Annotated in this window: 20 protein-coding genes; 9 read left to right on the top strand and 11 right to left on the bottom strand. The window is 73.6% G+C overall.

Annotated elements, in window-relative coordinates; all coding sequences use genetic code 11:
- Positions 1-36: 36 nt before the first annotated feature.
- The 3 genes from ABTZ03_RS23175 to ABTZ03_RS23165 form a co-directional block, all read right to left on the bottom strand.
- Positions 37-1,023, bottom strand: coding sequence for an alpha/beta hydrolase (locus ABTZ03_RS23175; protein ID WP_350515019.1), 987 nt, complete (start codon positions 1,021-1,023; stop codon positions 37-39).
- A gap of 97 nt (positions 1,024-1,120) precedes the next feature.
- Positions 1,121-1,891 carry a hypothetical protein gene (locus tag ABTZ03_RS23170; RefSeq protein ID WP_350514952.1) on the bottom strand — a complete coding sequence of 257 codons (771 nt, stop codon included), beginning with the start codon at positions 1,889-1,891 and terminating at the stop codon, positions 1,121-1,123.
- Entirely contained in the window at positions 1,875-3,104 is a 1,230-nt protein-coding gene (locus ABTZ03_RS23165; RefSeq protein ID WP_350514951.1) for a 2OG-Fe(II) oxygenase family protein, read from the bottom strand. Before ABTZ03_RS23165 ends, ABTZ03_RS23170 begins: the two co-directional genes overlap by 17 nt.
- 258 nt (positions 3,105-3,362) lie before the next feature.
- Between ABTZ03_RS23165 and ABTZ03_RS23160 the strand changes: the two genes are divergently transcribed.
- Positions 3,363-4,199 (top strand): M24 family metallopeptidase, encoded by an 837-nt coding sequence (locus ABTZ03_RS23160; RefSeq protein ID WP_350514950.1) that lies wholly within the window; start codon positions 3,363-3,365, stop codon positions 4,197-4,199.
- Between the two features lie 7 nt (positions 4,200-4,206).
- Here ABTZ03_RS23160 and ABTZ03_RS23155 read toward each other — a convergent pair whose 3' ends face one another.
- The 3 genes from ABTZ03_RS23155 to ABTZ03_RS23145 all read right to left on the bottom strand — a co-directional run bounded on the left by ABTZ03_RS23155 (position 4,207) and on the right by ABTZ03_RS23145 (position 7,474).
- Entirely contained in the window at positions 4,207-5,100 is an 894-nt protein-coding gene (locus ABTZ03_RS23155; protein ID WP_350514949.1) for a LysR substrate-binding domain-containing protein, read from the bottom strand.
- 76 nt (positions 5,101-5,176) lie between these two features.
- Complete coding sequence (locus tag ABTZ03_RS23150) at positions 5,177-5,821, bottom strand: DedA family protein (protein WP_350514948.1); 645 nt, start codon at positions 5,819-5,821, stop codon at positions 5,177-5,179.
- A 162-nt stretch (positions 5,822-5,983) separates the two neighbouring features.
- Entirely contained in the window at positions 5,984-7,474 is a 1,491-nt protein-coding gene (locus ABTZ03_RS23145; RefSeq protein WP_350514947.1) for an FAD-dependent monooxygenase, read from the bottom strand.
- A gap of 184 nt (positions 7,475-7,658) precedes the next feature.
- On the opposite strand from ABTZ03_RS23145, the gene ABTZ03_RS23140 reads away from it, so the two are divergent.
- Complete coding sequence (locus ABTZ03_RS23140) at positions 7,659-8,672, top strand: Lrp/AsnC family transcriptional regulator (protein WP_350514946.1); 1,014 nt, start codon at positions 7,659-7,661, stop codon at positions 8,670-8,672.
- A gap of 107 nt (positions 8,673-8,779) precedes the next feature.
- On the opposite strand, the gene ABTZ03_RS23135 is transcribed toward ABTZ03_RS23140, so the two are convergent.
- Positions 8,780-9,406, bottom strand: coding sequence for a CGNR zinc finger domain-containing protein (locus ABTZ03_RS23135; protein ID WP_350514945.1), 627 nt, complete (start codon positions 9,404-9,406; stop codon positions 8,780-8,782).
- 136 nt (positions 9,407-9,542) lie between these two features.
- Between ABTZ03_RS23135 and ABTZ03_RS23130 the strand changes: the two genes are divergently transcribed.
- The 3 genes from ABTZ03_RS23130 to ABTZ03_RS23120 all read left to right on the top strand — a co-directional run bounded on the left by ABTZ03_RS23130 (position 9,543) and on the right by ABTZ03_RS23120 (position 11,865).
- Positions 9,543-10,394 (top strand): alpha/beta fold hydrolase, encoded by an 852-nt coding sequence (locus ABTZ03_RS23130; RefSeq protein ID WP_350514944.1) that lies wholly within the window; start codon positions 9,543-9,545, stop codon positions 10,392-10,394.
- Positions 10,395-10,595: 201 nt separating this feature from the next.
- A complete protein-coding gene (locus ABTZ03_RS23125; protein WP_350514943.1) occupies positions 10,596-11,264 on the top strand; it encodes a biliverdin-producing heme oxygenase in 669 nt (222 codons plus the stop codon).
- A 151-nt stretch (positions 11,265-11,415) separates the two neighbouring features.
- Positions 11,416-11,865, top strand: a complete 450-nt coding sequence (locus ABTZ03_RS23120; RefSeq protein WP_350514942.1) for an SRPBCC family protein — start codon at positions 11,416-11,418, stop codon at positions 11,863-11,865.
- Positions 11,866-11,918: 53 nt separating this feature from the next.
- On the opposite strand, the gene ABTZ03_RS23115 is transcribed toward ABTZ03_RS23120, so the two are convergent.
- Positions 11,919-12,326, bottom strand: coding sequence for a hypothetical protein (locus tag ABTZ03_RS23115; RefSeq protein ID WP_350514941.1), 408 nt, complete (start codon positions 12,324-12,326; stop codon positions 11,919-11,921).
- Positions 12,327-12,522: 196 nt separating this feature from the next.
- Positions 12,523-13,575: a hypothetical protein gene (locus ABTZ03_RS23110; protein WP_350514940.1), complete on the bottom strand. Its 1,053-nt coding sequence runs from the start codon at positions 13,573-13,575 to the stop codon at positions 12,523-12,525.
- Positions 13,576-13,826: 251 nt separating this feature from the next.
- Between ABTZ03_RS23110 and ABTZ03_RS23105 the strand changes: the two genes are divergently transcribed.
- A complete protein-coding gene (locus tag ABTZ03_RS23105) occupies positions 13,827-14,789 on the top strand; it encodes a phosphatidylinositol-specific phospholipase C (protein ID WP_350514939.1) in 963 nt (320 codons plus the stop codon).
- 93 nt (positions 14,790-14,882) lie between these two features.
- On the opposite strand, the gene ABTZ03_RS23100 is transcribed toward ABTZ03_RS23105, so the two are convergent.
- Together ABTZ03_RS23100 and ABTZ03_RS23095 are read right to left on the bottom strand one after the other, a co-directional pair.
- On the bottom strand, positions 14,883-16,481 hold the full coding sequence (locus ABTZ03_RS23100; protein WP_350514938.1) for an HtaA domain-containing protein: 1,599 nt from the start codon (positions 16,479-16,481) through the stop codon (positions 14,883-14,885).
- Positions 16,482-16,556: 75 nt separating this feature from the next.
- Positions 16,557-18,086, bottom strand: coding sequence for an HtaA domain-containing protein (locus tag ABTZ03_RS23095; protein ID WP_350514937.1), 1,530 nt, complete (start codon positions 18,084-18,086; stop codon positions 16,557-16,559).
- Between the two features lie 171 nt (positions 18,087-18,257).
- Here ABTZ03_RS23095 and ABTZ03_RS23090 point away from each other — a divergent pair, with 171 nt between their 5' ends.
- From ABTZ03_RS23090 to ABTZ03_RS23080, 3 genes are read left to right on the top strand one after another with little or no spacing between them, the layout of a single operon-like run.
- Complete coding sequence (locus tag ABTZ03_RS23090; RefSeq protein WP_502894558.1) at positions 18,258-19,283, top strand: heme/hemin ABC transporter substrate-binding protein; 1,026 nt, start codon at positions 18,258-18,260, stop codon at positions 19,281-19,283.
- On the top strand, positions 19,280-20,353 hold the full coding sequence (locus ABTZ03_RS23085; RefSeq protein ID WP_350514936.1) for a FecCD family ABC transporter permease: 1,074 nt from the start codon (positions 19,280-19,282) through the stop codon (positions 20,351-20,353). Before ABTZ03_RS23090 ends, ABTZ03_RS23085 begins: the two co-directional genes overlap by 4 nt.
- Complete coding sequence (locus ABTZ03_RS23080; protein WP_350514935.1) at positions 20,350-21,168, top strand: heme ABC transporter ATP-binding protein; 819 nt, start codon at positions 20,350-20,352, stop codon at positions 21,166-21,168. The genes ABTZ03_RS23085 and ABTZ03_RS23080 overlap by 4 nt, the downstream gene beginning before the upstream one ends.
- Positions 21,169-21,274 lie beyond the last annotated feature (106 nt).

Here is a 21,274-nt window from a genome sequence, read left to right as displayed (position 1 = left end):
CAGCCAGGGCTCAACCGGCCAGGCGGGCCCACCCGGTCAGGGTGTCGACGCCCGGAGGACGCGCTGCAGCCAGCGGGTGCGGGCCTCCTGGGCGTCCCGGCTGACGGCGGCGTCCGGGGCGAGGGTGTCGAAGCCGTGGCAGGCGCCGGACCAGACGTGCAGTTCGGCCGTGCCGCCCGCCCGCCAGATGGTGTCGGCGTAGCCGACGACCTCGTCCCGGAAGGTCTCGGCGGAGCCCACGTCGAGGTAGGCCGCGGGCAGCCCGGACAGGTCGGTGGCGCGGGCCGGAGCGGCGTACGGGGAGAGCTCGGCGGCGCCGTACCGCTCGCCGAGCACGGCCTGCCAGGCGGTCGCGTTGGAGGTGCGGTCCCAGGTGTCGTGGCCGGCCAGTTGGCGGCTGGAGAAGGTGTCGCCGCGGTCGTCGAGCATCGGGCTCAGCAGCAGTTGGCCGAGCGCCGCCGGGCCGCCCCGGTCCCGGGCCAGTAGGGCCAGGGCCGCGGCCAGTCCACCGCCGGCGCTCTTGCCGCCGATCACCAGGCGCCGGGCGTCCACGCCGAGTTCAGCGGCGTGCCCGGCCACCCAGTCGAGCCCGGCGTAGCAGTCCTCGACGGCCCCCGGGAAGCGGGTGCCCGGCGCCAGCCGGTACTCGACGGACACCACCGCGAGGCCCAGCGGCAGCGCCCAGGACCACAGCACTCGCGGCAGCACGGACCACGCGTTGCCGGTCACCATCCCGCCGCCGTGCAGGTAGTAGAGCACCGGCAGCGGCTCCCGGACCCCGGCGGGCCGCGCGCTGACCAACGTGACGTCACCCGCCTCGCCGCCCCGCGGCACCCGCAGCTCCGCGACCTCGAACCGGCCGCCGTCCCGCAACCGGTCGAGCGTCGGCCGCGGCCGGGCGGCGGCGTCCCGCTGCTGCCACGCCACCAGGCCCTCCGGCGTGAGCACCTCCCGCGCCGCCGGTCCGGCGGCCGCCACCGCCGCCCGCACCTCCGGGTCCAGCGGCGGCACCCCGGTCACCATCGATCCGTCCACCACGCGTACCCCTCCCGACGACGCCCGACCGGCCCAGCTTGCCAGCCCCGCCGGTGCCGTCGAACAGCCGGGCGGGGCGGCGAGGTCAGACCGGCGGCAGCAGGTCGCTCCCGCTGACGGTGTACGTCAGCGGCGGGTAGCCGAAGTCCGTCTCCCTGTTCTCCCGGCGCCGCAGTCCGTAGAACTCCCGGCCCTGCTCCTCGTCGGCCATCAGGAGGCGTTCCCCGCCCGGGAGTTGCGGCTCGCCGTCGCGGAACCGGAGCAGCGTCCTCGACCTGCGGAAGGTCACGCCCAGCCACTCGTTGTCCGCCGCCTCGGCAGGCGCGTCCAGGACGATCCGGTGCCGCAGCCGCCGGTTCACGTCGACGGAGAACGCGACGACGCCGTTGTGGAGCAGGGAGATCTCGAACCTCCCGCCCTCGGCCTCCTTCGACTCGAAGACCAGCTTCCGCGGCGGGCCCGCCTGGGGGTGCCGGTAGCAGGAGAAGACGGCGACGGCCGAGTCCTCGGCCAGGTCGAGGGCCTGGTCGGAGTGGCCGCCCATGGTGGTGTAGGCGTTGGTGTAGCGCTCGATCAGGGCGTTGTTGAAGCCGGCCGGAAGCGCCGCACCGTCCTGGACCCGTCGCGCCAGCCGCTCGTGCACCGCCCGGAAGCGCTGCGCCGGGCGGCCGTACCGCGTGGTGGTCCGCACCAGCGGCACCGCGCCCGTCCCGTCGACCCTGGTCAGGACGGCGCCCCGCCGGCCCTTTCCGACGTCCTCCCAGTCGACCGACGCGGACAGCTCCGCGAACGGATCCCCCTCGACCGGCAGGGCGTACGAGCGGATCCCGTCCGGGAGGCTAGACCCGGGGGGCACGGTAGTCTCCCGCGTTCATGCTGAAGAGCAGTTCGTCGCCGTAGTCGACGAAGGACGAGCTCCGGTTCTCCTCCGCGTACAGCCTGCGCAGTTCGTCCATGCCGTCCGGCGTGGGCGGCCCCAGCTCGACCAGGCCGTCGGCCGCCTTGAGGAACGTCCGGCCGTCCTTGTGCACGGCTTCGGCGCTCGAACAGCGCACCACGTACCCCAGCCGGGTCGGGAGCAGGTCGGCGTCCAGCGCCGAGGGCCGGATCTCGTGGGTGTACAGGCGGTTGGTGGACAGCGGCATGAGGAGCACCGAGCCGGGGTGGAGGGTCACGGTGAACTGCGCGGGGAGGCCGCCCCCGTCGCGGGCCGCGGACGGGTCCTTGAGGCGGAAGCGCAGCCTGGTCAGCCCGCTGACGCCCTTCACCCCGTGGTCGAAGGGGTCCTCGGCCAGGGGCTGCAGCCCGTCGAGCCCGTCGTAGAAGGTGCAGAAGGCCATGATGCCGTTGCCGGGCATGTCCTTGGTCTTGTCGGCGTGGGCCGAGATCCTGGCCTTGGACTGCTTGCGCTCCGCCGTGGCAAGGGTGTTGTGGTAGATCTGGGCGAGCACGTGGTTCAGCGGCGCCTGGTCGCGGAAGACCGCGGCGGCCTCGCGGTTCAGGGCCTCGACGATGTCCGTGTCGGTCGGGCGGAAGGTCTCGGTCGGGCCCGAGAGGTTCGTGGAGCAGCGCAGCAGACGGAAGTGCAGTTCGTCGCCGTCCTGCGTGACGGGCGTCAGATAGATGCCGCTGCGATGGGCCGTTCCCGGTTTGGTGGACTCCGTCAGCGACTGGAACTCGTGCTCCGCGCTGATCCGGCCGAAATGGTCGGCGTCGACCTCGAAGAAGCGGCGGTAGTACACACCGACGCCGTGCACCCGGGCCGGGACCCGGCCGAGGCCGATGAGCGTCCAGGGGTCGTCGCCGTCCCCGCGGTGGCCGTGCGACAGCTCCCGGATGACGAACACCCGTGCTGCTTCCCGCAGTTGACCGACACTGAGCGCGGACACGTCGCCGCACAGATAGACGGTCCTCCCCGCGAGGTCGGGCGCACCGGAGGCGAGCTCCTCCGGTGTGATCGTCGACCCGAGGAATTCCCGGACCGCTTCGTGGTCGTGCAGCGCCGAAGGCGCCACCAGGATGGTGCCCGCATCCTCGATGCGGGCTTCGCTCAGCCCCGTTGTGTGCATCGGACCGTGCCCGCCGTTCGCAGCTCGTGATGGATCGGCCCCGATGCTCCCACGGGGGCTCGACGGCGGGCAACGGGGTTCCGCTCCCCGGTCGGCGGGCGGGGCCGGACCGGGTCGGGAAAGGGTCGTGGAATTCCGCTCAACCCGCCGTCGAATTACTCTCGTTGGCCTTTCTCGAAAGCCTCCCGGAATACTCGGAACCGGCGGCGGAAAGCCCGTACGCCGCCCCACGAATTCCGAGCACCCCGGAGGCCTTTCATGAGCCATGACGTCGACTACGACACCATCTCCGTCAAGACGCCCGAGGAGATCGCCCTGCTGCGGATCGCCGGCGGCATCGCGGCCCGGGTGCTGGACGACCTGACGCCGCACATCGTGCCCGGTGTCACCTCGCGGCAGATCAACGACATCGCCCACGACCTCATCGTGTACACCCACGGCGCGGAGATCGACCGCGAGGACCTGGCCGGCTACGACTCCAGCGAATTCGCCTGCATATCCATCGCCCACAACGACGTCGCGTTCAGCGGCGAACCGAACGGAATCCCGCTGAAGAAGGGCGACCTCTTCGGCGTCGACGTCAGCATCAGGAAGAACGGCTGGTGCGGCGACACCCAGCGGATGTGGATCGTCGGGGACGAGACCACCGCCCGGGCCCGGCTGCTGGACGCGGTCGGCTACCAGGCGATGTGCCTGGGCATCAGCCTGGTTCGGCCGGGGGCGCGGCTGCAGGACATCGCCCGCGAGGTGCAGGCCTACGTCGAGTCGTTCGGCTTCTCGATGCTCCGGGTGCCCAGCGGCACCGGCCACTCGATCGGCCGGGTGCACGCCGACGGCTGGCTGATCCCCTACTACGAGGACCCCAGCCACGAGGGCCGGGTGCTGGCGGAGGGCATGGTCCTCACCGTCGAGCCGTTCATCTGCGCGGGCAGCGGCGAAGGGCGGCGCCTGACCAACCCGACCCGCTCGGCGGTGACCGCCGACGGCTCGCCCGCCGTCTACTGGGAGCACGTGGTGGCCGTCACCCGGGACGGCTGCGAGGTGCTCGACCTGCGCGAGGGCGAGGACGTCACCTTCTACGACCACCGCCGCTGACAGGCGGCTACCGCTCGTCGCCCAGCCGGGCGCGCAGCCAGCCGTGCAGGGTCTCGATCGCGGCGGCCCGGGGGTGGTCCTCCCGCCGGCTGAGGTAGTAGTCGAGCTGGGCGGGGATCTCGACCTCCCCGATCCGCACCAGCTCCCCGCCGCGCAGGTACGCCTCGGCGAGCTGCCGGCGCACCATGGCGACGCCCTGGCCGACGAGCGCCGCGCGCAGCAGCGCCTCCGCGTCGGAGTAGATCACCCCCTGGCCGGGCTCGTCGGCGTCGAGCCCGGCCGCGGCGAAGAACTCCTGCCAGGAGCGGCCGGCGAAGCGCAGCAGCGGTGCCTGCGGCAGGGTGGCCGCGGTCAGGCCGGGGTGCCGGGCCAGCAGGGCGGGGGCGGCCACCGCGACGACCCGGTCCGCCAGCAGGCGTTCGGAACGGTAGCCGCGCTCCTCGATCCGGCGGTGCCAGATGCCGACGTCGGCCGAGCGCGGGTCGGGCGGGGCGGTGCCGGTGTGCAGGCGCAGCGACAGTTCGAGCTCCGGGTGCTCGCGGGCGAGGTCGTCGAGCCGGGGGATGAGCCAGAGGTTGGCGAAGTCCGCCATCACGCTCAACTCCAGCGGTGCGGGCGCCCGGTCGCCCGCGCCGGCGGCCTCGTCCAGCGCCTCGGTGAGCTCGGCGAGGGTGCGGCGCAGCCGGACGGCGAGCCGTTCGCAGGCCGGGGTGGGCAGCATGTCCGGTCCGGAGCGGGTGAAGAGGGCCGCCCCGAGCCGGGCTTCGAGCCCGCGGATCTGGTGGCTCACCGCGCTGTGGGTGACGTGGAGTTCGCGGGCGGCCAGGGTGTAGCTGCGCAGCCGGGCGGCGGCTTCGACGCAGCGCAGGGCGGCGAGGCCGGGCAGCGACGACGTTTCCACTGCCTCGCTCCTCTTCTTGGTCGGCGGGCCGCTCGGCCCGCCCGGACGGTCCAATCTACGGGAGGTACCGCCAGGCTCAGGGCTCCTGTCCGCCGCCGCTGTCGTCGGAGGGCTCGCGCCCCCGGGAGCGGTGCCGCCTGAGGTACCAGACCAGCAGGGCCACGGCGACGGCCACCGCGATCGCGATCGCGGTGACCCGGCCGACGGTGCCCTCCACCCTGGTGTAGGCGGCTCCGGCGAAGTAGCCCAGAAGGGTGAAGCCGACGCCCCAGGCGAGCCCGCCGAGGGCGTTGTAGAAGAGGAACCGGCGGTACGGCATCCGGGACATCCCGGCCAGTGAGGGCACCAGCGGGCGGAAGAAGGCGATGAACCGCCCGACGAAGACGGCGGCCGGCCCGCGCCGGCGGATCAGGTCCTGTGCCGTCGCGACCCGCTGCGCATGGCGCCGCAGCGGGCGGGTGCGCAGGATCGCCGGGCCGAGGTGGCGGCCGATCTCGTAGCCGACGGTGTCCCCGAGGACCGCCGCGCAGACCACCACCAGGATCATCCAGCCGAGCGAGACGCTGCCCTGGTGGGCGATGAACCCGCCGAGCACGGCCGCGGTCTCGCCGGGGATGAAGAAGCTGAAGAACAGGGCGTCCTCGGCGCACACCATGCCGCCGACGGCCGCGTACACGACCGGGCCGGACAGGCCGCGCAGCCAGTCGGTGATCGTGTGCATCGGCCACACCTCGTCGGCGATCGGGCCTGGTCCGCCCAATGTAACGCTTGTCCCTCGACCGGCGCGGCGCCCGAGCCGCGCCCCGCACGGCGGAGCAGGGGGCCCGGCGGCCGTACCGCCGGGCCCCCGGAGCGAGCGGGCGAGACTGTGGTGAGAGGCCGGTCAGCGGCCGGTCGGGGCGCCGAACCAGTGGGTGAGGGCGGAGCGCAGGGTCTCCGGGGCGTCCGCCGCACCGGCCCAGCAGACGTAACCGTCCGGACGGATCAGAAGCGGTGCCGTGGCGGCGCCCCGGCCCGTGCGGTCCACCCGGTCCGCCCAGGGGGCGGCGGCCTCGGCGAGGGCGTCCTGCGGGTCGAGCAGCACACCGCGGCCGGAGCGCAGGAGTTCGTACAGCCGGGCCGGGCCGAGGTCGAGGTCCGGCACGGAGCGGCCGAGGAACGGGTGGGCGGCCGTGTCCGGCATCGGGTAACGGATGGCGGTGCCGGACATCAGACCGCCGAGGTGGCGCCGGACGTCCGGGAGTTCGGCCAGTTCGGCGAAGACCTCCCGGGTGGCCGTCACGTCCGGGTCGCCGGCGCCCGCCCAGTCCATCAGCAGGCCCTGCGCCTGGATGTTGCGCAGCACGAGGGTGCCGGCCCGGTGCCGTTCGGTGTGGTAGCTGTCGAGCAGGCCGTCGGGGGCCCAGCCGCGGACGGCGGCGCCGAGCTTCCAGCCGAGGTTGAAGGCGTCCTGGATCCCGCCGTTCATGCCCTGGGCGCCGAGCGGGAGGTGGACGTGGGCCGCGTCGCCCGCGAGGAACACCCGCCCGTGCCGGTACGAGGCGACCTGCCGGGCCACGTTGGTGATGCGACGGGCGTGGCACAGTTCGAGCAGCTGCACCCGCTCGCCGAACACGGCGCGCAGGCCGTCGCGGAGCTCCTCCTCGGTGATCGGGACGTCCCTGGGCAGCGAGCGGCCCGGCCCGCCCATGGCGAGTCGGCGCAGCGGCCGGCCCCGGCCGTCGGTGCCGAGCGGGAAGATCCCGGCCCAGTGGCCGTCCGGGGACCGATGGTGGGTCGCCAGTCCCTCGACGCCGCTCAGCCGCACGTCGGCGGCGACCGTGGTCAACGTGCCCGGGCGGCCCGGGAATTCGTCCTTCAGCAGCGAGCGCACCGTGCTGTGGCCGCCGTCGGCGCCGACCAGGTAGCGGGCGCGCAGCGTCCGGCCGTCGGCGAAGTCGGCGGTGACCCCGTCCTCGTCCTGGCGGAGGGCGACCAGCTCGTGGTCGCGCCGGATCCGCAGGCCCTGGGCGGCGAGGTGCTCTTCGAGGTAGGCCTCCAGCTCCACCTGTGGAACGGAGCGCCACGGCTGGCGGGGGCGGAAGGCGGCGGTGTCGGGCTCCGGGTCGGCGTGGGGCGCGGTCGGCAGCGGCAGCGGCAGGCCGGCGAAGTGGCTGGTGCCGACCGGGTAGTCCCCGGCGGCCAGCAGCGGGTCCAACAGGCCGCGCTGGTCGAGCGTCTCCAGCGTGCGGGACTGCACACCGCCGGCCCGGGACAGCGCGCTGCGCTCCGGTAGCCGGTCGGCCAGTACGGTCCGCACCCCGGCCAGCAGCAGTTCGTTGGCGACGGTCATGCCGGTCGGGCCGGCGCCGACGACGAGTACGTCGGTGTCCATGGTCTTCTCCTCGGTCACGTGGCCACGCGGGCGCGTCCGCACCTGGTGGCGTGGTCACGCGGTGGTTCGCGGTTCGCGGTTCGCGGTTCTCCGGGTACGAGGACAACACTCCGACCGCCAGGGCCCGTTGGACCACTGACCGACGCGATGGTGCGGGGATCCGACACCGGCTAGGCTCGGTGCGGTGGAATCCGACAGCACCGACCGGCACGGCTCCGCCGGCGCCTCCGGCCCTTCCGGCTACGACGAGTTGGACCGCCGCCTGGTCCACGCCCTGCAGATCGACGGCCGGGCCCCGTTCAGCACCATCGCCGCCGCCCTCGGCGTCTCGGACCGCACGATCGCCCGCCGGTACACCCGGTTGCGCTCGACCGGCGCGCTGCGGGTGCTCGGCGGGATCGACCCGACCGCGCTGGGGGGCGCGGTGCTCTGGCTGGTGCGGGTGCGCTGCGCACCGTCCGCGTCGGTCGCGGTCGCCGAGGCGCTGGCCCGCCGCCCGGACACCTCCTGGGTGAGCCTCACCTCCGGCGGCACCGAGATCACCTGCACGGTCCGCACCGAGAGCGACGCCGACAGCGAGGCCCTGCTGCTGGCCCGACTCCCCCGCACCCCGCGCGTGGAGGGGGTGAGCGCGCACTCCGTGCTGCACTCCTTCTACGGCGGTCCGGACAACCTGATCGCCAAGCTCGGCCCACTGGACGCCGAGACGGTCACCGCCCTCAGCCCGCCCCCGCTGCCGCACCGGCCGGGACCGGTACGACTGGACGACGGCGACCGCCGACTGCTCGCCGCGCTCGCCGCCGACGGCCGCACCGGGACCGAGCAGCTCGCCAAGGTGACCGGCTGGTCGCCGACCACCGTTCGGCGCCGGATGACGGAACTGCGCGAGCGCGGGGTGCTCTACCTGGACATCGACTGCGACGGACGCCTGCTCGGCATCGGCACCCGGACCCTGCTCTGGCTCTCGGTCGCTCCGCCCTACCTGGAGGAGGCCGGCCGGGCCCTGGCCGGGCACCCCGAGGTCGCCTTCGCCGCCGCCACCACCGGGCCGACGAACCTCTACGCGACCGTGGTCTGCCCGGACCAGCGCGCCCTGTACCGGTACCTGACCACCCGGGTGGCGTCGCTGCCGGCCGTCACCCACGTCGAGACGGCGCCGGTGATCCGGACCGTCAAGCAGGCCGCGAACCGGCTGTAGCGGCAGGCAGGTCGACGCGGGCTGCCGGACCGGCGGCAGGCCTCAGCGCGACAGTGCAGCGCGGTGCCTCAACGCGATAGCGCAGCGCGGTGCCTCAGCGCGACACCTCAGCGCGGTGCCGCGGCGCGGCTCCGGTGGGCCGCCTGCTTGGCCCGGTTGCCGCAGGCCGCCATGCTGCACCACCGACGGGCCCGGCCCCGGGTGTGGTCCGCGAACACCAGCGTGCAGGTCGGCCCCTGACACGCCTTGACGTGGGTGAAGTCCTCCCGGCCGACGGTCGTCGCCAGCGCCTGCCCGATCGGCAGCAGCAGCGATTCCGGGGTCCGCCACCGGCGCTCCGTACGGAGTGCCAGGCCGTTCGGGCCCGCCTCGTCGGCGGCCACGATCCGCGTGAACTGTTCGTCGCGCGCCAGGAGTTGATTGAGCGGCTCCAGGTCGGGCAGGTCCTCGGACCGGACCGGCCGCCCCATCCGCTGCCGGACGAACTCCCGGAACCACTCCCGCAGGCTCCTCGCCTGGGCGGCCACGTGGTCCAGTTCCCCGGGCAGGGTCTGCGCCCGCAGCCGCTCCAACTCCTCGGCCGGCACCAGTCCGGCCTGTTCCAGCCAGGCCAGCAGGCCGTCACCGTCGGCGATCCAGTCGACCGGGGTGTTCGCCGGGGTCGCGACCGAGTTCAGGAAGTCCAGGCCGGGGGCGTCGGCGACGAACAGGGCCGGGGGCCGGGGGTCGGACACGGCACACGCTCCACGGGTCGGGGTCAGCCTCGACATCAAGAGTAACCACTTCAGGAGCCCTTGACAAGTTACGAAGACCGTTCCTAACCTCGAAAGTGCAGCCAAGCCGGTTACTTGCATTCAGGGAAGGACCATCATGACCTCCATCGCCTACCGCTCCGTGGACGTCGACGGCCTGCGCGTCTTCTACCGCGAAGCCGGCCCCGCCGACGCCCCGACGCTGCTGCTCCTGCACGGCTTCCCCAGCGCCGGCCACATGTTCCGCGACCTCATCCCCCACCTGGCCGACCGGTTCCACCTGGTGGCCCCCGACCTGCCGGGCTTCGGGCAGACCGAGCTGCCACCGCGCGAGGAGTTCGACTACACCTTCGAGCACCTCGCGGCCGTCATCGACCGGTTCACCGAGGTGATCGGCCTGGAGCGCTTCGCGCTCTACGTCTTCGACTACGGCGCACCGACCGGCTTCCGCATCGCGGCCGAGCACCCCGAACGGATCACCGCGATCGTCTCGCAGAACGGCAACGCCTACGAGGAGGGCCTGAGCGAGGGCTGGAACCCGATCCGCGCCTACTGGGAGGACCCGTCGCCGGCCAACCGCGACGCCCTGCGCAGCCTCCTGACCCCGGACGCCACCCGCTGGCAGTACACCCACGGCACCCCCGACCCGACCGCGGTCTCCCCGGACGGCAGCACCCTCGACGACGCCTACCTGGCCCGCCCCGGCTCCGACGAGATCCAGTTGGACCTGTTCGGCGACTACCGCACCAACGTCGCCCGCTACCCGGCCTTCCAGGACTATTTCCGCCGCCACCAGCCGCCGCTGCTGGCCGTCTGGGGCCGCAACGACCCGTTCTTCCTGCCCGCCGGCGCCGAGGCGTTCAAGCGCGACCTCCCGCACGCCACCGTCCGCCTCCTCGACACCGGCCACTTCGCCCTGGAGACCCACGCCGAGGAGATCGCGACGGCCATCCGGGAGTTCCTGGCCTGAAGCGACCCACGCCGGAAGCCGGAGGACGGAAACCGGCGGCCGGGCTCCGCGGATTCGTCCGCGGAGCCCGGCCCCTGCCGTTTCCGCGCCCGCTCCGCTAGTTTTACCGACAGAGCGTCGGGAAAGTTCTCAACTTAGGTTAGGCTAACCATAACCATCGGGGTCCTCACGCCCTGGCCCCATCCGATCCCTGGAGGCCGTATGCCCACGCCCGAGCCCGTCCCCTTCTCCACCCTGCTCCGCACCGCCAGCAGCGAGGAGCACGAGGCCGCGGAGCACTCGTCCTTCATGAGCCGTCTGCTCGGCGATCAGCTCGGGATCGAGGCGTACGCCGACCTCACCGGCCAGCTCTGGTACGTCTACCGGGCGTTGGAGGAGCGGGCCGAGCAGCTCGCGGCGCACCCGCTGGCGGGCCCGTTCATCGACCCGGCGCTGCTGCGCACCGCCGCCATCGAACGCGACCTGGCGCACCTGCGCGGGCCCGACTGGCGGGACGGCCTGGCGCCGCTGCCGGCCACCGCCGCGTACGTGGCCCGGATCGAGGAACTGGCCACGGAATGGCCCGCCGGCTACCTCGCCCACCACTACACCCGCTACCTGGGCGACCTGTCGGGCGGTCAGATCATCCGGGGCCTGGCCGAGAAGGCCTGGGGCTTCGAGCGCAAGGGCGACGGCGTGCGGTTCTACGTCTTCGAGGAGATCACCAACCCGGCCGCCTTCAAGCGCGACTACCGTGCCAAGCTGGACGCGGCGGGCGAGGCGATGGACGAGGTCGAGCGGCGCCGGGTGGTCGAGGAGTGCAAGCGGGCCTTCGTGCTCAACGGCAACGTCTTCCACGACCTGGACGGACGCTACCCGCTGAGCGCCTGAGCCCCTGAGCGCCCCCGACCGCCGCGGGCCGTCCGCTTCCTCCGGGAGCGGGCGGCCCGCGGTGTGATGTCACGTTCCCGGGCGCCGTCCGGTCCACCTGTCGGGAGCGCGCAGCGTTCCGCGCCGCCACCGGCCAGGAGAGGGGACGACCATGGAGACCTTGACCGTTCGACGCGTCATCGCGGCACCGATCGCGGAGGTGTTCGACTGGTGCGCCACGACCACCAACTACACCCGCTCCCCGCTCGTCCTCCGGGCCCGGCTGGCCCGGCCGGGCGCGGAAGCGCCGTACGGAGTGGGCGCCGTCCGGGAGCACACCTGGGCGATCGGCTGGTTCCGTGAGCGGATCACTGCCTACCACCCGCCGTACGACTTCGACTACACCGTCGACCGCAGCTTCCCGCCGGCCCGGCACGAGCTCGGCCGGATGACCTTCACCGAGGTCGACGGCGGCACCGAAGTGGTGTGGACCACCACCTTCGAGGTCCGACTCCCCTTCGGCGCGGCCCTCACCCGCGCCCTCGCCCAACCCGTCATCGGCCGCACCTTCGGCAGGATCCTCGACGCAGCCGACACCGCCCTCACCAGCGGGCGGCGTTAGCCCGCATCCCCGGCGCGGGGCGGTCACTGGTCGCACCCTCGGGCCCCGGCCTCCTACCCGCCGACGATGGTGAGTTGGGAGACGGCCCCGAGCACCTCGTTGTCCTCCCCGTCGAGCAGCGAGGCGTGGACGCCGGCCGAGTCGCCCGCCGTGTAGCCGTTCTGATTCAGGGACGTGACCGGGACGACGACCGTCACGGTGCTGCCCGTGCAGTTCGGGGTCAACCGGGTGGTGCCGAGGGCGCCCGAGCTCCGGTCCTCGGCGACCACGGTCGCGGACCTGACGAAGCCTCCGGCGTCGCAGGAGTACTCGACGGTGACGTTCACCGTCCTCGACGCGCCGCCGGAGACCGTCGCGCCGTCGATCCGCACCCCGGTGGCGGCCTGCGCCGGAGCTGCGGCGAGCAGCAGTCCCACGGCCAGTGCGGGGACGCCCAGCCAGGTCACGATCCTGCCGTTCATGAGGGCCCTTCCGTTGTCGGTTACCCGTCATGCTACGAATGAACGTGCACGGCTGCCAGGCCCAACGATCAAACGTTGACGTGCAGTTCATCCGCCCGCCGGTTCCGCGCCCAGGCCGCCCGTGCACCCCGGAAGACGACGACGGCCCTCCGCCCGGAAGGGGGAGAGCCGTCGGCCGGGAGCCTGCGCGGCCGGGTCAGGCCGACGCGCGGGCGGCCTTGCGGCGGGCGGAGTCGAAGACGGCGGCCGGGTTCCCGTAGTAGGTCCACGGGCCGGCGATCTCCCGGCCCATCCCGCGGAACAGCTCCAGGGCCTGCGCCGGGCGGCCGTTCTCGATCAGGGCGTGGGCGATCCAGCCGCGCGACGCGACGAGCCCGGGGTGGGCCGGGTCGGCGGCCGCCAGGTCGGCCAGGGCCGCATCCACCGCGGCCGTGTACTCGGCGGAACGGTAGAGCGCGGACGCCGAGGACCTGTCGCGCAGCACCTGCTCCCAGTACGCCCGCAGCTTGAGCACCGTCATCAGGCTGCCCGCCGGCGCCCCGGCGATCGCCTTGTCCGCGAACCCGTGCATCAGCTCGTTGCTGCCGAGCCACTTCTCGCACCAGTACTGCAGTGCGGCGGTGTGGGCGGTGAAGTGGTGCGGCTCGCGGGCCACGATCTCCGCCCACAGCGCCCGGTAGCGCTCGTTCGACCAGCCCTGGCCCATCGCGATCGACTGCTGCACCACCCAGGCGTTCGGATCCTCGGCCGGGGCGAGCTGGATCGCCGTCTGCGACGCCTCCGCCGCCTCCGCCAGCACCTGGTGGAAGCCCATGGCCTGCTCGCGCGTCACCTGGGAGGCGTACTTCGCGGTCCGGATCTCCCAGGCCCGCCGGACCAGGGCGTCGGTGAGCACCTGGGCGGCCACCGGGTTGTACGGCTGCTCCGCGCGCCACTGCCGGAGCCAGCCGTCATCGGAGGCCGCCAATTCGCTGAACGGGTTCATCCGGGCGTAGCGGGTGCTCCAGTCACCCTCGCCGCCCGAGAGGTACGCGGCGGCGGGCCGCCAGTCCCCCGCCTTGGCCGCGTCCAGCGCCGCCCGCGCCACGGGGTCGGTGGGTTCGCTGCCCAATTCGACCAGTTCGGCGCGCGGCACCAGGCCGGCCGCGGGGGCGTCGACGCCCCCGGTGGCCTTCCGACGCTTGTTCAGCCAGAGGCCCAGCCTGACGAGGAGGACGACGAGGGAGATGATGACGAGCGGGTGGTGCATGAACCTGCTTCTCTACGGAACTTCGTCGCACAGGTGTGCGTTCAGTGGAGATCGTAATGGTTCGGGCACGGATCCCTGAACGGGTTTTCCGGCCGGCCCGACGCCCTGACTCCAGGCGGTGTGGATCGCCGTGAGCGGAACCCGCCGACCGCAGCACGGGCCCGCCGCCCGGGCACGTTGAACCGGGGTTCGGGTACTCACCGTTGACGACCATGCGGGGAGTCCGACCGACCGAGACCACGGAGCAGCCCATGACCGTCAACCCGAACCGTCGCGACGTCCTGCGGTGGAGCACCGCCGTCGGCGGCGGGGCACTGACCGCCGCGCTCGGCATCACCGCCGCCACGCCGGCCTCCGCGGCCTCGTGGAACAGCGCGAGTTGGATGTCGGGGCTGCCCAACGGCCTCTCCCTGACCCAGTTGACCATCCCGGGCACCCACGACTCGTGCTGCACCGATCCGTCGAACGGGACCGAGTGGTCGCACACCCAGAACTGGGGCGTCCCGGAGCAACTCCAGCGCGGCATACGCTTCCTGGACATCCGCTGCCAGCGGTTCCCGCTGAACGACCGCGAGACCAAGAACTGGCTCGGCGTCTTCCACGACCGCTTCTACCAGGGCAGCACCCTGGCCACGGTGCTGGACCAGTGCCGGGCCTTCCTCAAGCAGTCGCCCCGCGAGGCGCTGGTCATGCGGATCAGGAACGAGAACGCGGGCAGCAACCCGATCAACTCGGTGGAGTTCCTGCGCCGCATGCAGTACCACCTGGACGGCTTCGGCTACCGCAACCTGTTCTGGACGGCGCCCCGGTGGCCCGGCCTCGGGGAGGCCCGCGGCAGGATCGTGCTGCTCGCGGACTTCGACACCAGCTCCGACTCCACCTGGGACGTGATGCACTGGGGCAACTCCGGGCTGATGGACACCCAGGACCAGTACGAGGGCGTCGGTACCGACGGCAAGGCCCGCGCCGTCGTCAACCAGTTCGACCAGGCGTACTACAACCAGGGCTCGTCGAAGATGTACATCAACTTCACGAGCTACGCGGGCGGGAAGTGGCCCAAGCTGAACGCGGACGCGATCATGCCGCCGGTCTTCGACTACCTGAACGCCCGGAGGAACGAGGCCCGCCACTTCGGGATCGTTCCGATGGACTTCCCCGACTTCCACACCAACGTGCTGGACCTGCTGGTCGCCAAGAACTTCATCGGGCGCTGACCCAGGGCCGCCGAGCCCGACCGCCAGGGTGTCGACCGGCCCCGGCGGGCAACTGCTGCCCGCCGGGGCCGGGTTCGTGTGCCGTGCCGAGGATCAGGCCTGGGCCGCGCCGCGACGGTTGCGGACCAGAACGGTCGCGCTGCCGCCGACCAGCACCAGGCCGGCCGCGGTCGCCAGCAGCGGGCCGACCGGGGTGTCGGCGCCGGTGGCGGCGAGCGAACCGGTGTCCGTACCGCTCAGGCCGGTGGTGGTCAGCGAGGGGCCGCCGGCCGATCCGCTGCCGGTGCCGGTGCCACTGCCCGAACCCTGACCGCCCGCGGCCTGGTTGGTTCCGCCGCCCGTACCGGAGGTACCGGTGGTCGGCAGCTTGGCGTCCTTGGTGAAGGCCAGGGTGGCGCTGACCGGGTCCAGGGCCGTGCCCGCCGGGTAGTTGGAGAACACCGGGACGCCCTCGGCCGTGAGCGTGGCCGGCACGCCGGTGAGCGTGACCACGCCGTCGACCGGCTTCAGGGCGGAGGCGGGGACGTCGAGCTTGGCGATCCGGGCGCCACTCAGCGCGGTCGACTTGCCGTCCGGGGACTTGCCGTTGACGTCCGCGGTGAGGAAGGCGCCGTCCTTGTCGATCGCCAGCCCCAGCTTGGAGAGCGTGGTGTCGAGCGCCCAGCCGTCCTTGCCGGGGTGGCCGAGGAAGCGGACCGAGCCCGCGAAGCCGGCGCTCAGCGAGTGGTCGGCGGTGTTGTACGCGCCGGTGCCGCCGCCGAAGCGGTAGTCGGCCGCACCGCCGCCGAACTCGACCTTGCCGGCGGCCATCGGGGATTCGAGGTACTTGCGGAAGCTCTCCTTGACCGTCCAGTTCAGGGTGCCGTTCAGCACGGGGAGGCGGTCGGGGGCGGCGCTGGGGGTGTTGGGGGTGCCGGTCGGGGTGGCACTCCCGGTCGCGGTGGGCGAGGCGGTGGCGGTCGCGGTGGCGGTGGGGCTGGCGGTCGCTGACGGCGAGGCGGTCGGCTGCGCCGTCGGCGAGGCGGTGGCGGACGGGGTCGCGGTCACCGACGGGGTGCCGGTGGGCGTGGGCGAGGGCGTCGCCGGGCTCTGCTTGAGCAGCAGCGACAGCGGGTCCATGTCCGTCCCGGCCTGGTAGAAGCCCGCGAAGGCCTGCGCCCCCTGCTCGGTGAGCTTCGTCGCGGTCGGCGTCCCGCCGGTGGTGTCCCGGCCGACCGTGAAGGTCACCAGCGGTACGTCGTCCCGTCGGGTGATCTCGGTGGCGCCCATCGACTCCTTGGAGGCGGTGTCGGCGGTGAGCGTGCCGGTGGTGCCGGAGGTGGTGATCTTCAGGTCGCTGAGCGCGACGTCCAGCGCGCCGTGGTGGGCGGTGAAGTGCACGCCGCCGGTGAAGGAGGAGCTGAGGGCGTGGGTGCCGAGGTCGTACTTGGCGCTCGCCAGGCCGAAGTGGAAGGTGCCGTCGGCGTTGCGGGTCGCGCCGCCGGTGAGCTCGACCGCGCCGCCCTGGGAGGCCGGGCCCTCGATGTAGCTGCGGAAGCTGGCCTTCACGCCCCAGTCCAGCGCGCCGGTGTCGTACGTGACACTGCCCGGCGCACCGCCGGCGAAGGCCAGGGCGGGGGCGCCGAGGGCGGTGAGGCCGAGGCCGGCGGTGGCGGCCGCGAGGGCGGCGAGCCGGGTGCGGTTGCGGGTCATGCTGGTGCTCCGTTCGGAGGATGGGGGGACAGCGGGGACAAGGGGGACGGGAGGAATGCGGGGAACGGGGGCGGGTCAGGCCGTCCGATCCGGGCCCGGGGCGGCGGCCGCGCGACGGCGCCGGACCAGCAGGCCACCGGTCGTACCGAGCGCGGCGACCAGCACCGCGCCGCCGGCCACGGCGGCCACTGCGGCTACCGGGAAGCCTTCCGAGGAGGAGCCGGCCGGAGAAGCCACGGGCGAGGCGACCGGGGCGGCCACCGGGGTGGCCGGGGCGCTCCCGAGGTCCGGCAGCGGGGGCATTGCGGCGGCCGGGTCGAGGGCGACGGCGAAGCTCAGCGGGTCCATCTCGGTGCCGGCCGGGTAGAGGCTGCCGAAGGCCTTGGCGCCGCCCTCGGCGAGCTTGAGCGGCAGTTCGACGGCCTTCAGCAGGCCGCCCTCCGGCTTGAGTCCGGCCGGGTCGAAGGTCGCCAGCTCGACGCCGGTCAGCTGCTGGGTGGCGCCGTCCGGGGTCCGGCCGGAGACGTCGGCGAGCAGTCGGCCACGGCCGTCTGCCACGGTCACGCCAGGGTTGGCCAGGGTGAGGTCCAGACCGTAACTCTCGCCGCTGCGCAGGCCGGTGAAGCGGACTGTACCGGTGAAAGCGGCGGTGAGGTCGCCGGTCGCGGGGTCGTACGTGCCCTTGGCCGGGGTCCAGCGGAAGAAGGCGCCGCCGTCGGCCGCGCCGCCGCCGAGCTCCCAGCGGCCCTGGGCGATCGTGCCGGTGACGTAGTCACGGAAGGTGCGGCGTACACCCCAGTCGAGGGCGCCGTTGCCGAACTCGGTCTTCGCGGACGCGGGCGCCTGGGCAGCGGTCGTGGTGCTCGGCGATGAGGCCGACGGGACCGCCTGGGCGGAAGGAGCCGAAGAAGCCGAGGGGGCCGAAGAAGCCGAGGGAGCCGCCGAACTCGCCTGGGCCCCCGGCAGGTTGACCGACAGCGTGAGCGGATCCAGCGCCGTCCCGGCCTGGTAGAAGTTGCCGAAGGACTTCGCCCCGGCGTCGGTGAGGGTGGCCGGGACGTTGCCGAGGTTCAGGGTGCCGGCCGCCCCGCGCAGGTCGACGCCGGCCAGCGAGAGGTCGGCCAGCTTGGCCTGGCTCGCGCTGCTGACCTGCCCGGTCTCCTTGGACTTGCTGCTGACGTCGGCGTACAGCCCGGCCGAGCCGCCGGGGAGGGCCCGGAAGGTGAGGCGACCGAGGCTCAGGTCGAGCGCGTTGGTGCCGTTCTCCTGGTGCCCGGTGAAGCGGACCCCGCCGGAGAAGGCCGCGGTCAGCGCCCCGGTCGCCGGGTCGTACGTGCCGTTGGCCGAGTGGAACCGGAAGGTGCTGCCGCCAACCGTCGCCGCGCCGCCGGTTAGCGCCCAACTGCCCTTGGCGATGGGGCCGGTGACGTAGGTCAGAAAGGACTGTTTGATCCCCCAGTCCAGCCGCCCGCCGGAGACCCTGCCCTCGGCGGCCGCCGCCCGCCCCGGCGACAGGACGGCCGTCGACAGGACCACCGCCGACAATGCGGCGAGAACGGCCACCAGGGAGGCGGCCAGGCGGCGGAGCCGACTGGGCAGGGACACGCGGATCACTCCTCGAAGGGTCACGGGAACGCGGCAAGGGGAGGGTCCGGCAAACGCCGACCCCCTTGCGAGACTGAGGTAAGGCTAACCTAATATGTGAGTCAACAGTCCCACCACCCCTCCCCCCGACCAGGCCGGCGGAGGCGACAACTCCCGGCGAAGGGAAGCACGTTGAGCAGCAGTACGATCCGACCCCAGGTGGCCCGCGGGCCCGCCCTCCTGCTGCTCCTCCTCCTAGCCCTCCTGCTCCCTCTCACCGCCTGCGGCCCCGGCACCGGCTCCGGGACCGCGACGGCCACCGCCTCCCGCGCCCCCGACGCCGTCGAGCCGCTGCCCGTCCAGCCCGTCCCCCGGCTCCCGGCCACCACCCCGTCCGCCGACGGCCGCCAGGTCACCGTCACCAGCGCCGAGCGGATCATCCCGCTCAACGGCAGCCTCGCCGAGTTGGTGTTCAGCCTCGGCCTCGGCCCGAAGGTGGTCGCCCGGGACGTCTCCACCACCTTCCAGCAGGCGGCCGCCCTGCCGGTGATCACCCAGGCGCACGACGTCTCCGCCGAGGGCGTGCTGTCGCTGCACCCGACCGTCGTGCTCGCCGACCGTTCCACCGGCCCGGCCGAGGCGATCGACCAGATCCGCGCGGCCGGCGTCCCGCTGCTCGTGCTGGACGACGCCAAGAAGCTCGCCGACGTCGGCCCGCGCATCGACACCGTCGCCGCCGCCCTCGGGGTCCCGGACGCCGGTGGCCAGTTGAAGGAGCGCACCGAGCAGCAAATCACCGCCGCCCGGGCCGCCGTCCCGGCCACCGACCACCGCCCCAAGGTGGCCTTCCTCTACCTGCGCGGCAGCGCCTCCGTCTACCTCCTCGGCGGCCCCGCCTCCGGCGCCGGCTCGCTGATCGAGGCGGTCGGCGGCGAGGACGCCGGCACCGCCGCCGGCCTCACCGGCGACTTCACCCCGCTCACCAGCGAGGCCCTGGTGAAGGCCGCGCCCGACGCGATCCTGGTGATGAGCAAGGGACTCGACTCGGTCGGCGGCGTCGACGGCCTGCTCAAGCTCCCCGGCGTCGCCCAGACCCCGGCCGGGCTGGACCGCCGGGTCGTCTCGATCGAGGACGGCCAGCTGCTCAGCTACGGGCCGCGCACCCCCCAGGTGCTCCGGGAGATCACCGCCCAGCTCCACCCGGCGGGCGCCAAGTGACCACCGCCGTAACGGAGAAGAGCCGTACCAAGAGCCTCCCCCGCCCACCTCGGACCACCCTGATCACCGCCACCCTCATCACCGCCCTGGTCCTCTGCGCCCTGCTCGCGGCCGGCACCGGCGCGTACCACATCCCGCTCGGCGACATCCTCGCCTCCGCCGCCCATCGCCTCGGCGTCGGCGGGCACGCCCTGGACCGGGTGCCCGAGTCGGTGCTGTGGAACGTCCGGCTGCCCCGGGTCGCGCTGGCCCTGCTGGTCGGCGGCTCGCTCGGCTGCGCCGGGGCGCTGATGCAGGGCGTGTTCGGCAACCCGCTCGCCGAACCGGCCGTCATCGGCGTGTCCTCCGGCGGCGCGGTCGGCGCGGTGGCCTGCATCGTGCTCGGCCTGGACGCCCTCGGCAGCTGGACGGTCACCGTGTTCGCCTTCGGCAGCGGGCTGTTGACGGTCTTCACGGTGTACCTGATGTCCCGGGCCGGCGGCCGCACCGAGGTGGTCACGCTGATCCTCACCGGCGTCGCCGTGAACGCCTTCTGCGGCGCGCTGATCGGCCTCCTCCTGTTCACCGCCGACTCCGCCGCGATCAGCCAGGTCACCTTCTGGCAGCTGGGCTCGCTCTCCCAGGCGAGCTGGGGCAAGGTGCTCGCCGTCCTGCCCTTCGCCGTCGTCGGGCTCGCCGTCGCCCCGCTGTACGCCCGCAAGCTGGACCTGCTGGCGCTCGGCGAGCGACCGGCCCGCCACCTCGGGGTGGACGTCGAGCGGATGCGGCTGACCCTGATCACCGTGGTCGCGCTGCTCACCGCCGCGGCCGTCGCGGTCAGCGGCGTCATCGGCTTCGTCGGACTGGTCGTCCCCCATCTGCTGCGGATGCTGGCCGGGCCCGGGCACCGCTTCCTGCTGCCCGCCTCGGCGCTCGGCGGGGCGCTGGTGCTGGTGGCCGCCGACCTGGCCGCCCGCACCCTCGCCGCGCCGGCCGAACTGCCGCTCGGTGTGCTCACCGCGCTGATCGGCAGCCCGTTCTTCTTCTGGCTGCTGCGCCGGACCCGGACCAAGCAGGGAGGCTGGGCATGAGACTGCACCGACCCCGGACGATCCCCGAACGGCCCCTCCCCGGCACCGAGTTGCTCACCGCCGAGGAGGTCCGGCTGACCGTCGGCGGACGCCCGCTGCTGGCCGGCGCCGCCGTCCGGGTCGCCGCCGGCGAGGTGGTCGCCCTGCTCGGGCCGAACGGCGCGGGCAAGTCCACCCTGCTGTCCGTGCTCGCCGGCGACGTCACCCCGGACAGCGGCGCGGTCACCCTGCGCGGCCGCCCGCTGTCCGGCTACCGTGCGGCCGAACTCGCCCTGCACCGCGCGCTGTTGCCGCAGTCCGCCGCACTGTCCTTCCCGTTCCCGGCCGACGAGGTGGTCCGGATGGGCCGCGCGCCCTGGACCGGCACGGCGGCCGCCGCCGAGGACGAGGCGGTGGTCGCCGAGGCGATGGCCGCCACCGAGTCCACCGCCTTCGCCGGGCGCCCGTTCACCTCGTTGTCCGGCGGCGAGCGGGCCCGGGTCGCGCTCGCCCGGGTGCTCGCCCAGCGCACCCCGCTGCTGCTGCTGGACGAGCCCACCGCGGCCCTCGACCTGCGCCACCAGGAGCTGGTGCTGCGGGTCGCCCGGGAGCGCGCCGCCGCCGGGGACGGCGTGGTCGTGGTGCTGCACGACCTGTCACTGGCGGCGGCCTACGCGGACCGGGTGGTCCTGCTGACCGGCGGCACGACGGTCGCCGACGGCCCGGTGGCCGAGGTGCTGCGCGCGCCGCTGCTCAGCGAGGTGTACGGGCACCCGGTCGAGGTGCTGGCCCACCCGCGCACGGGGGCGCCGCTGGTGCTGCCGGAGCGCGGCTGAACCGCTGTAGGTGGGCCACCCTCGGGGTGGCCACCCGCAACCCGCCCGCGGGAGGGCGCGCACGGGCCCCGGCGCCCGGCGGCCCGCGCTGCCACCACGGATCGCC

It is taken from the genome of Kitasatospora sp. NPDC096077 (assembly GCF_040303245.1).
Taxonomy (GTDB): domain Bacteria; phylum Actinomycetota; class Actinomycetes; order Streptomycetales; family Streptomycetaceae; genus Kitasatospora.
This window is presented reverse-complemented; position numbering and strand designations above follow the sequence as displayed.

Excerpts from the sequence above, each read along its gene's own strand:
- ABTZ03_RS23175 (WP_350515019.1), bottom strand. The coding sequence starts at position 1,023 with ATGGTGACCGGGGTGCCGCCGCTGGACCCGGAGGTGCGGGCGGCGGTG.
- ABTZ03_RS23165 (WP_350514951.1), bottom strand. The coding sequence starts at position 3,104 with ATGCACACAACGGGGCTGAGCGAAGCCCGCATCGAGGATGCGGGCACC.
- ABTZ03_RS23160 (WP_350514950.1), top strand. The coding sequence starts at position 3,363 with ATGAGCCATGACGTCGACTACGACACCATCTCCGTCAAGACGCCCGAG.
- ABTZ03_RS23150 (WP_350514948.1), bottom strand. The coding sequence starts at position 5,821 with ATGCACACGATCACCGACTGGCTGCGCGGCCTGTCCGGCCCGGTCGTG.
- ABTZ03_RS23145 (WP_350514947.1), bottom strand. The coding sequence starts at position 7,474 with ATGGACACCGACGTACTCGTCGTCGGCGCCGGCCCGACCGGCATGACC.
- ABTZ03_RS23130 (WP_350514944.1), top strand. The coding sequence starts at position 9,543 with ATGACCTCCATCGCCTACCGCTCCGTGGACGTCGACGGCCTGCGCGTC.
- ABTZ03_RS23125 (WP_350514943.1), top strand. The coding sequence starts at position 10,596 with ATGCCCACGCCCGAGCCCGTCCCCTTCTCCACCCTGCTCCGCACCGCC.
- ABTZ03_RS23120 (WP_350514942.1), top strand. The coding sequence starts at position 11,416 with ATGGAGACCTTGACCGTTCGACGCGTCATCGCGGCACCGATCGCGGAG.
- ABTZ03_RS23115 (WP_350514941.1), bottom strand. The coding sequence starts at position 12,326 with ATGAACGGCAGGATCGTGACCTGGCTGGGCGTCCCCGCACTGGCCGTG.
- ABTZ03_RS23110 (WP_350514940.1), bottom strand. The coding sequence starts at position 13,575 with ATGCACCACCCGCTCGTCATCATCTCCCTCGTCGTCCTCCTCGTCAGG.
- ABTZ03_RS23105 (WP_350514939.1), top strand. The coding sequence starts at position 13,827 with ATGACCGTCAACCCGAACCGTCGCGACGTCCTGCGGTGGAGCACCGCC.
- ABTZ03_RS23100 (WP_350514938.1), bottom strand. The coding sequence starts at position 16,481 with ATGACCCGCAACCGCACCCGGCTCGCCGCCCTCGCGGCCGCCACCGCC.
- ABTZ03_RS23080 (WP_350514935.1), top strand. The coding sequence starts at position 20,350 with ATGAGACTGCACCGACCCCGGACGATCCCCGAACGGCCCCTCCCCGGC.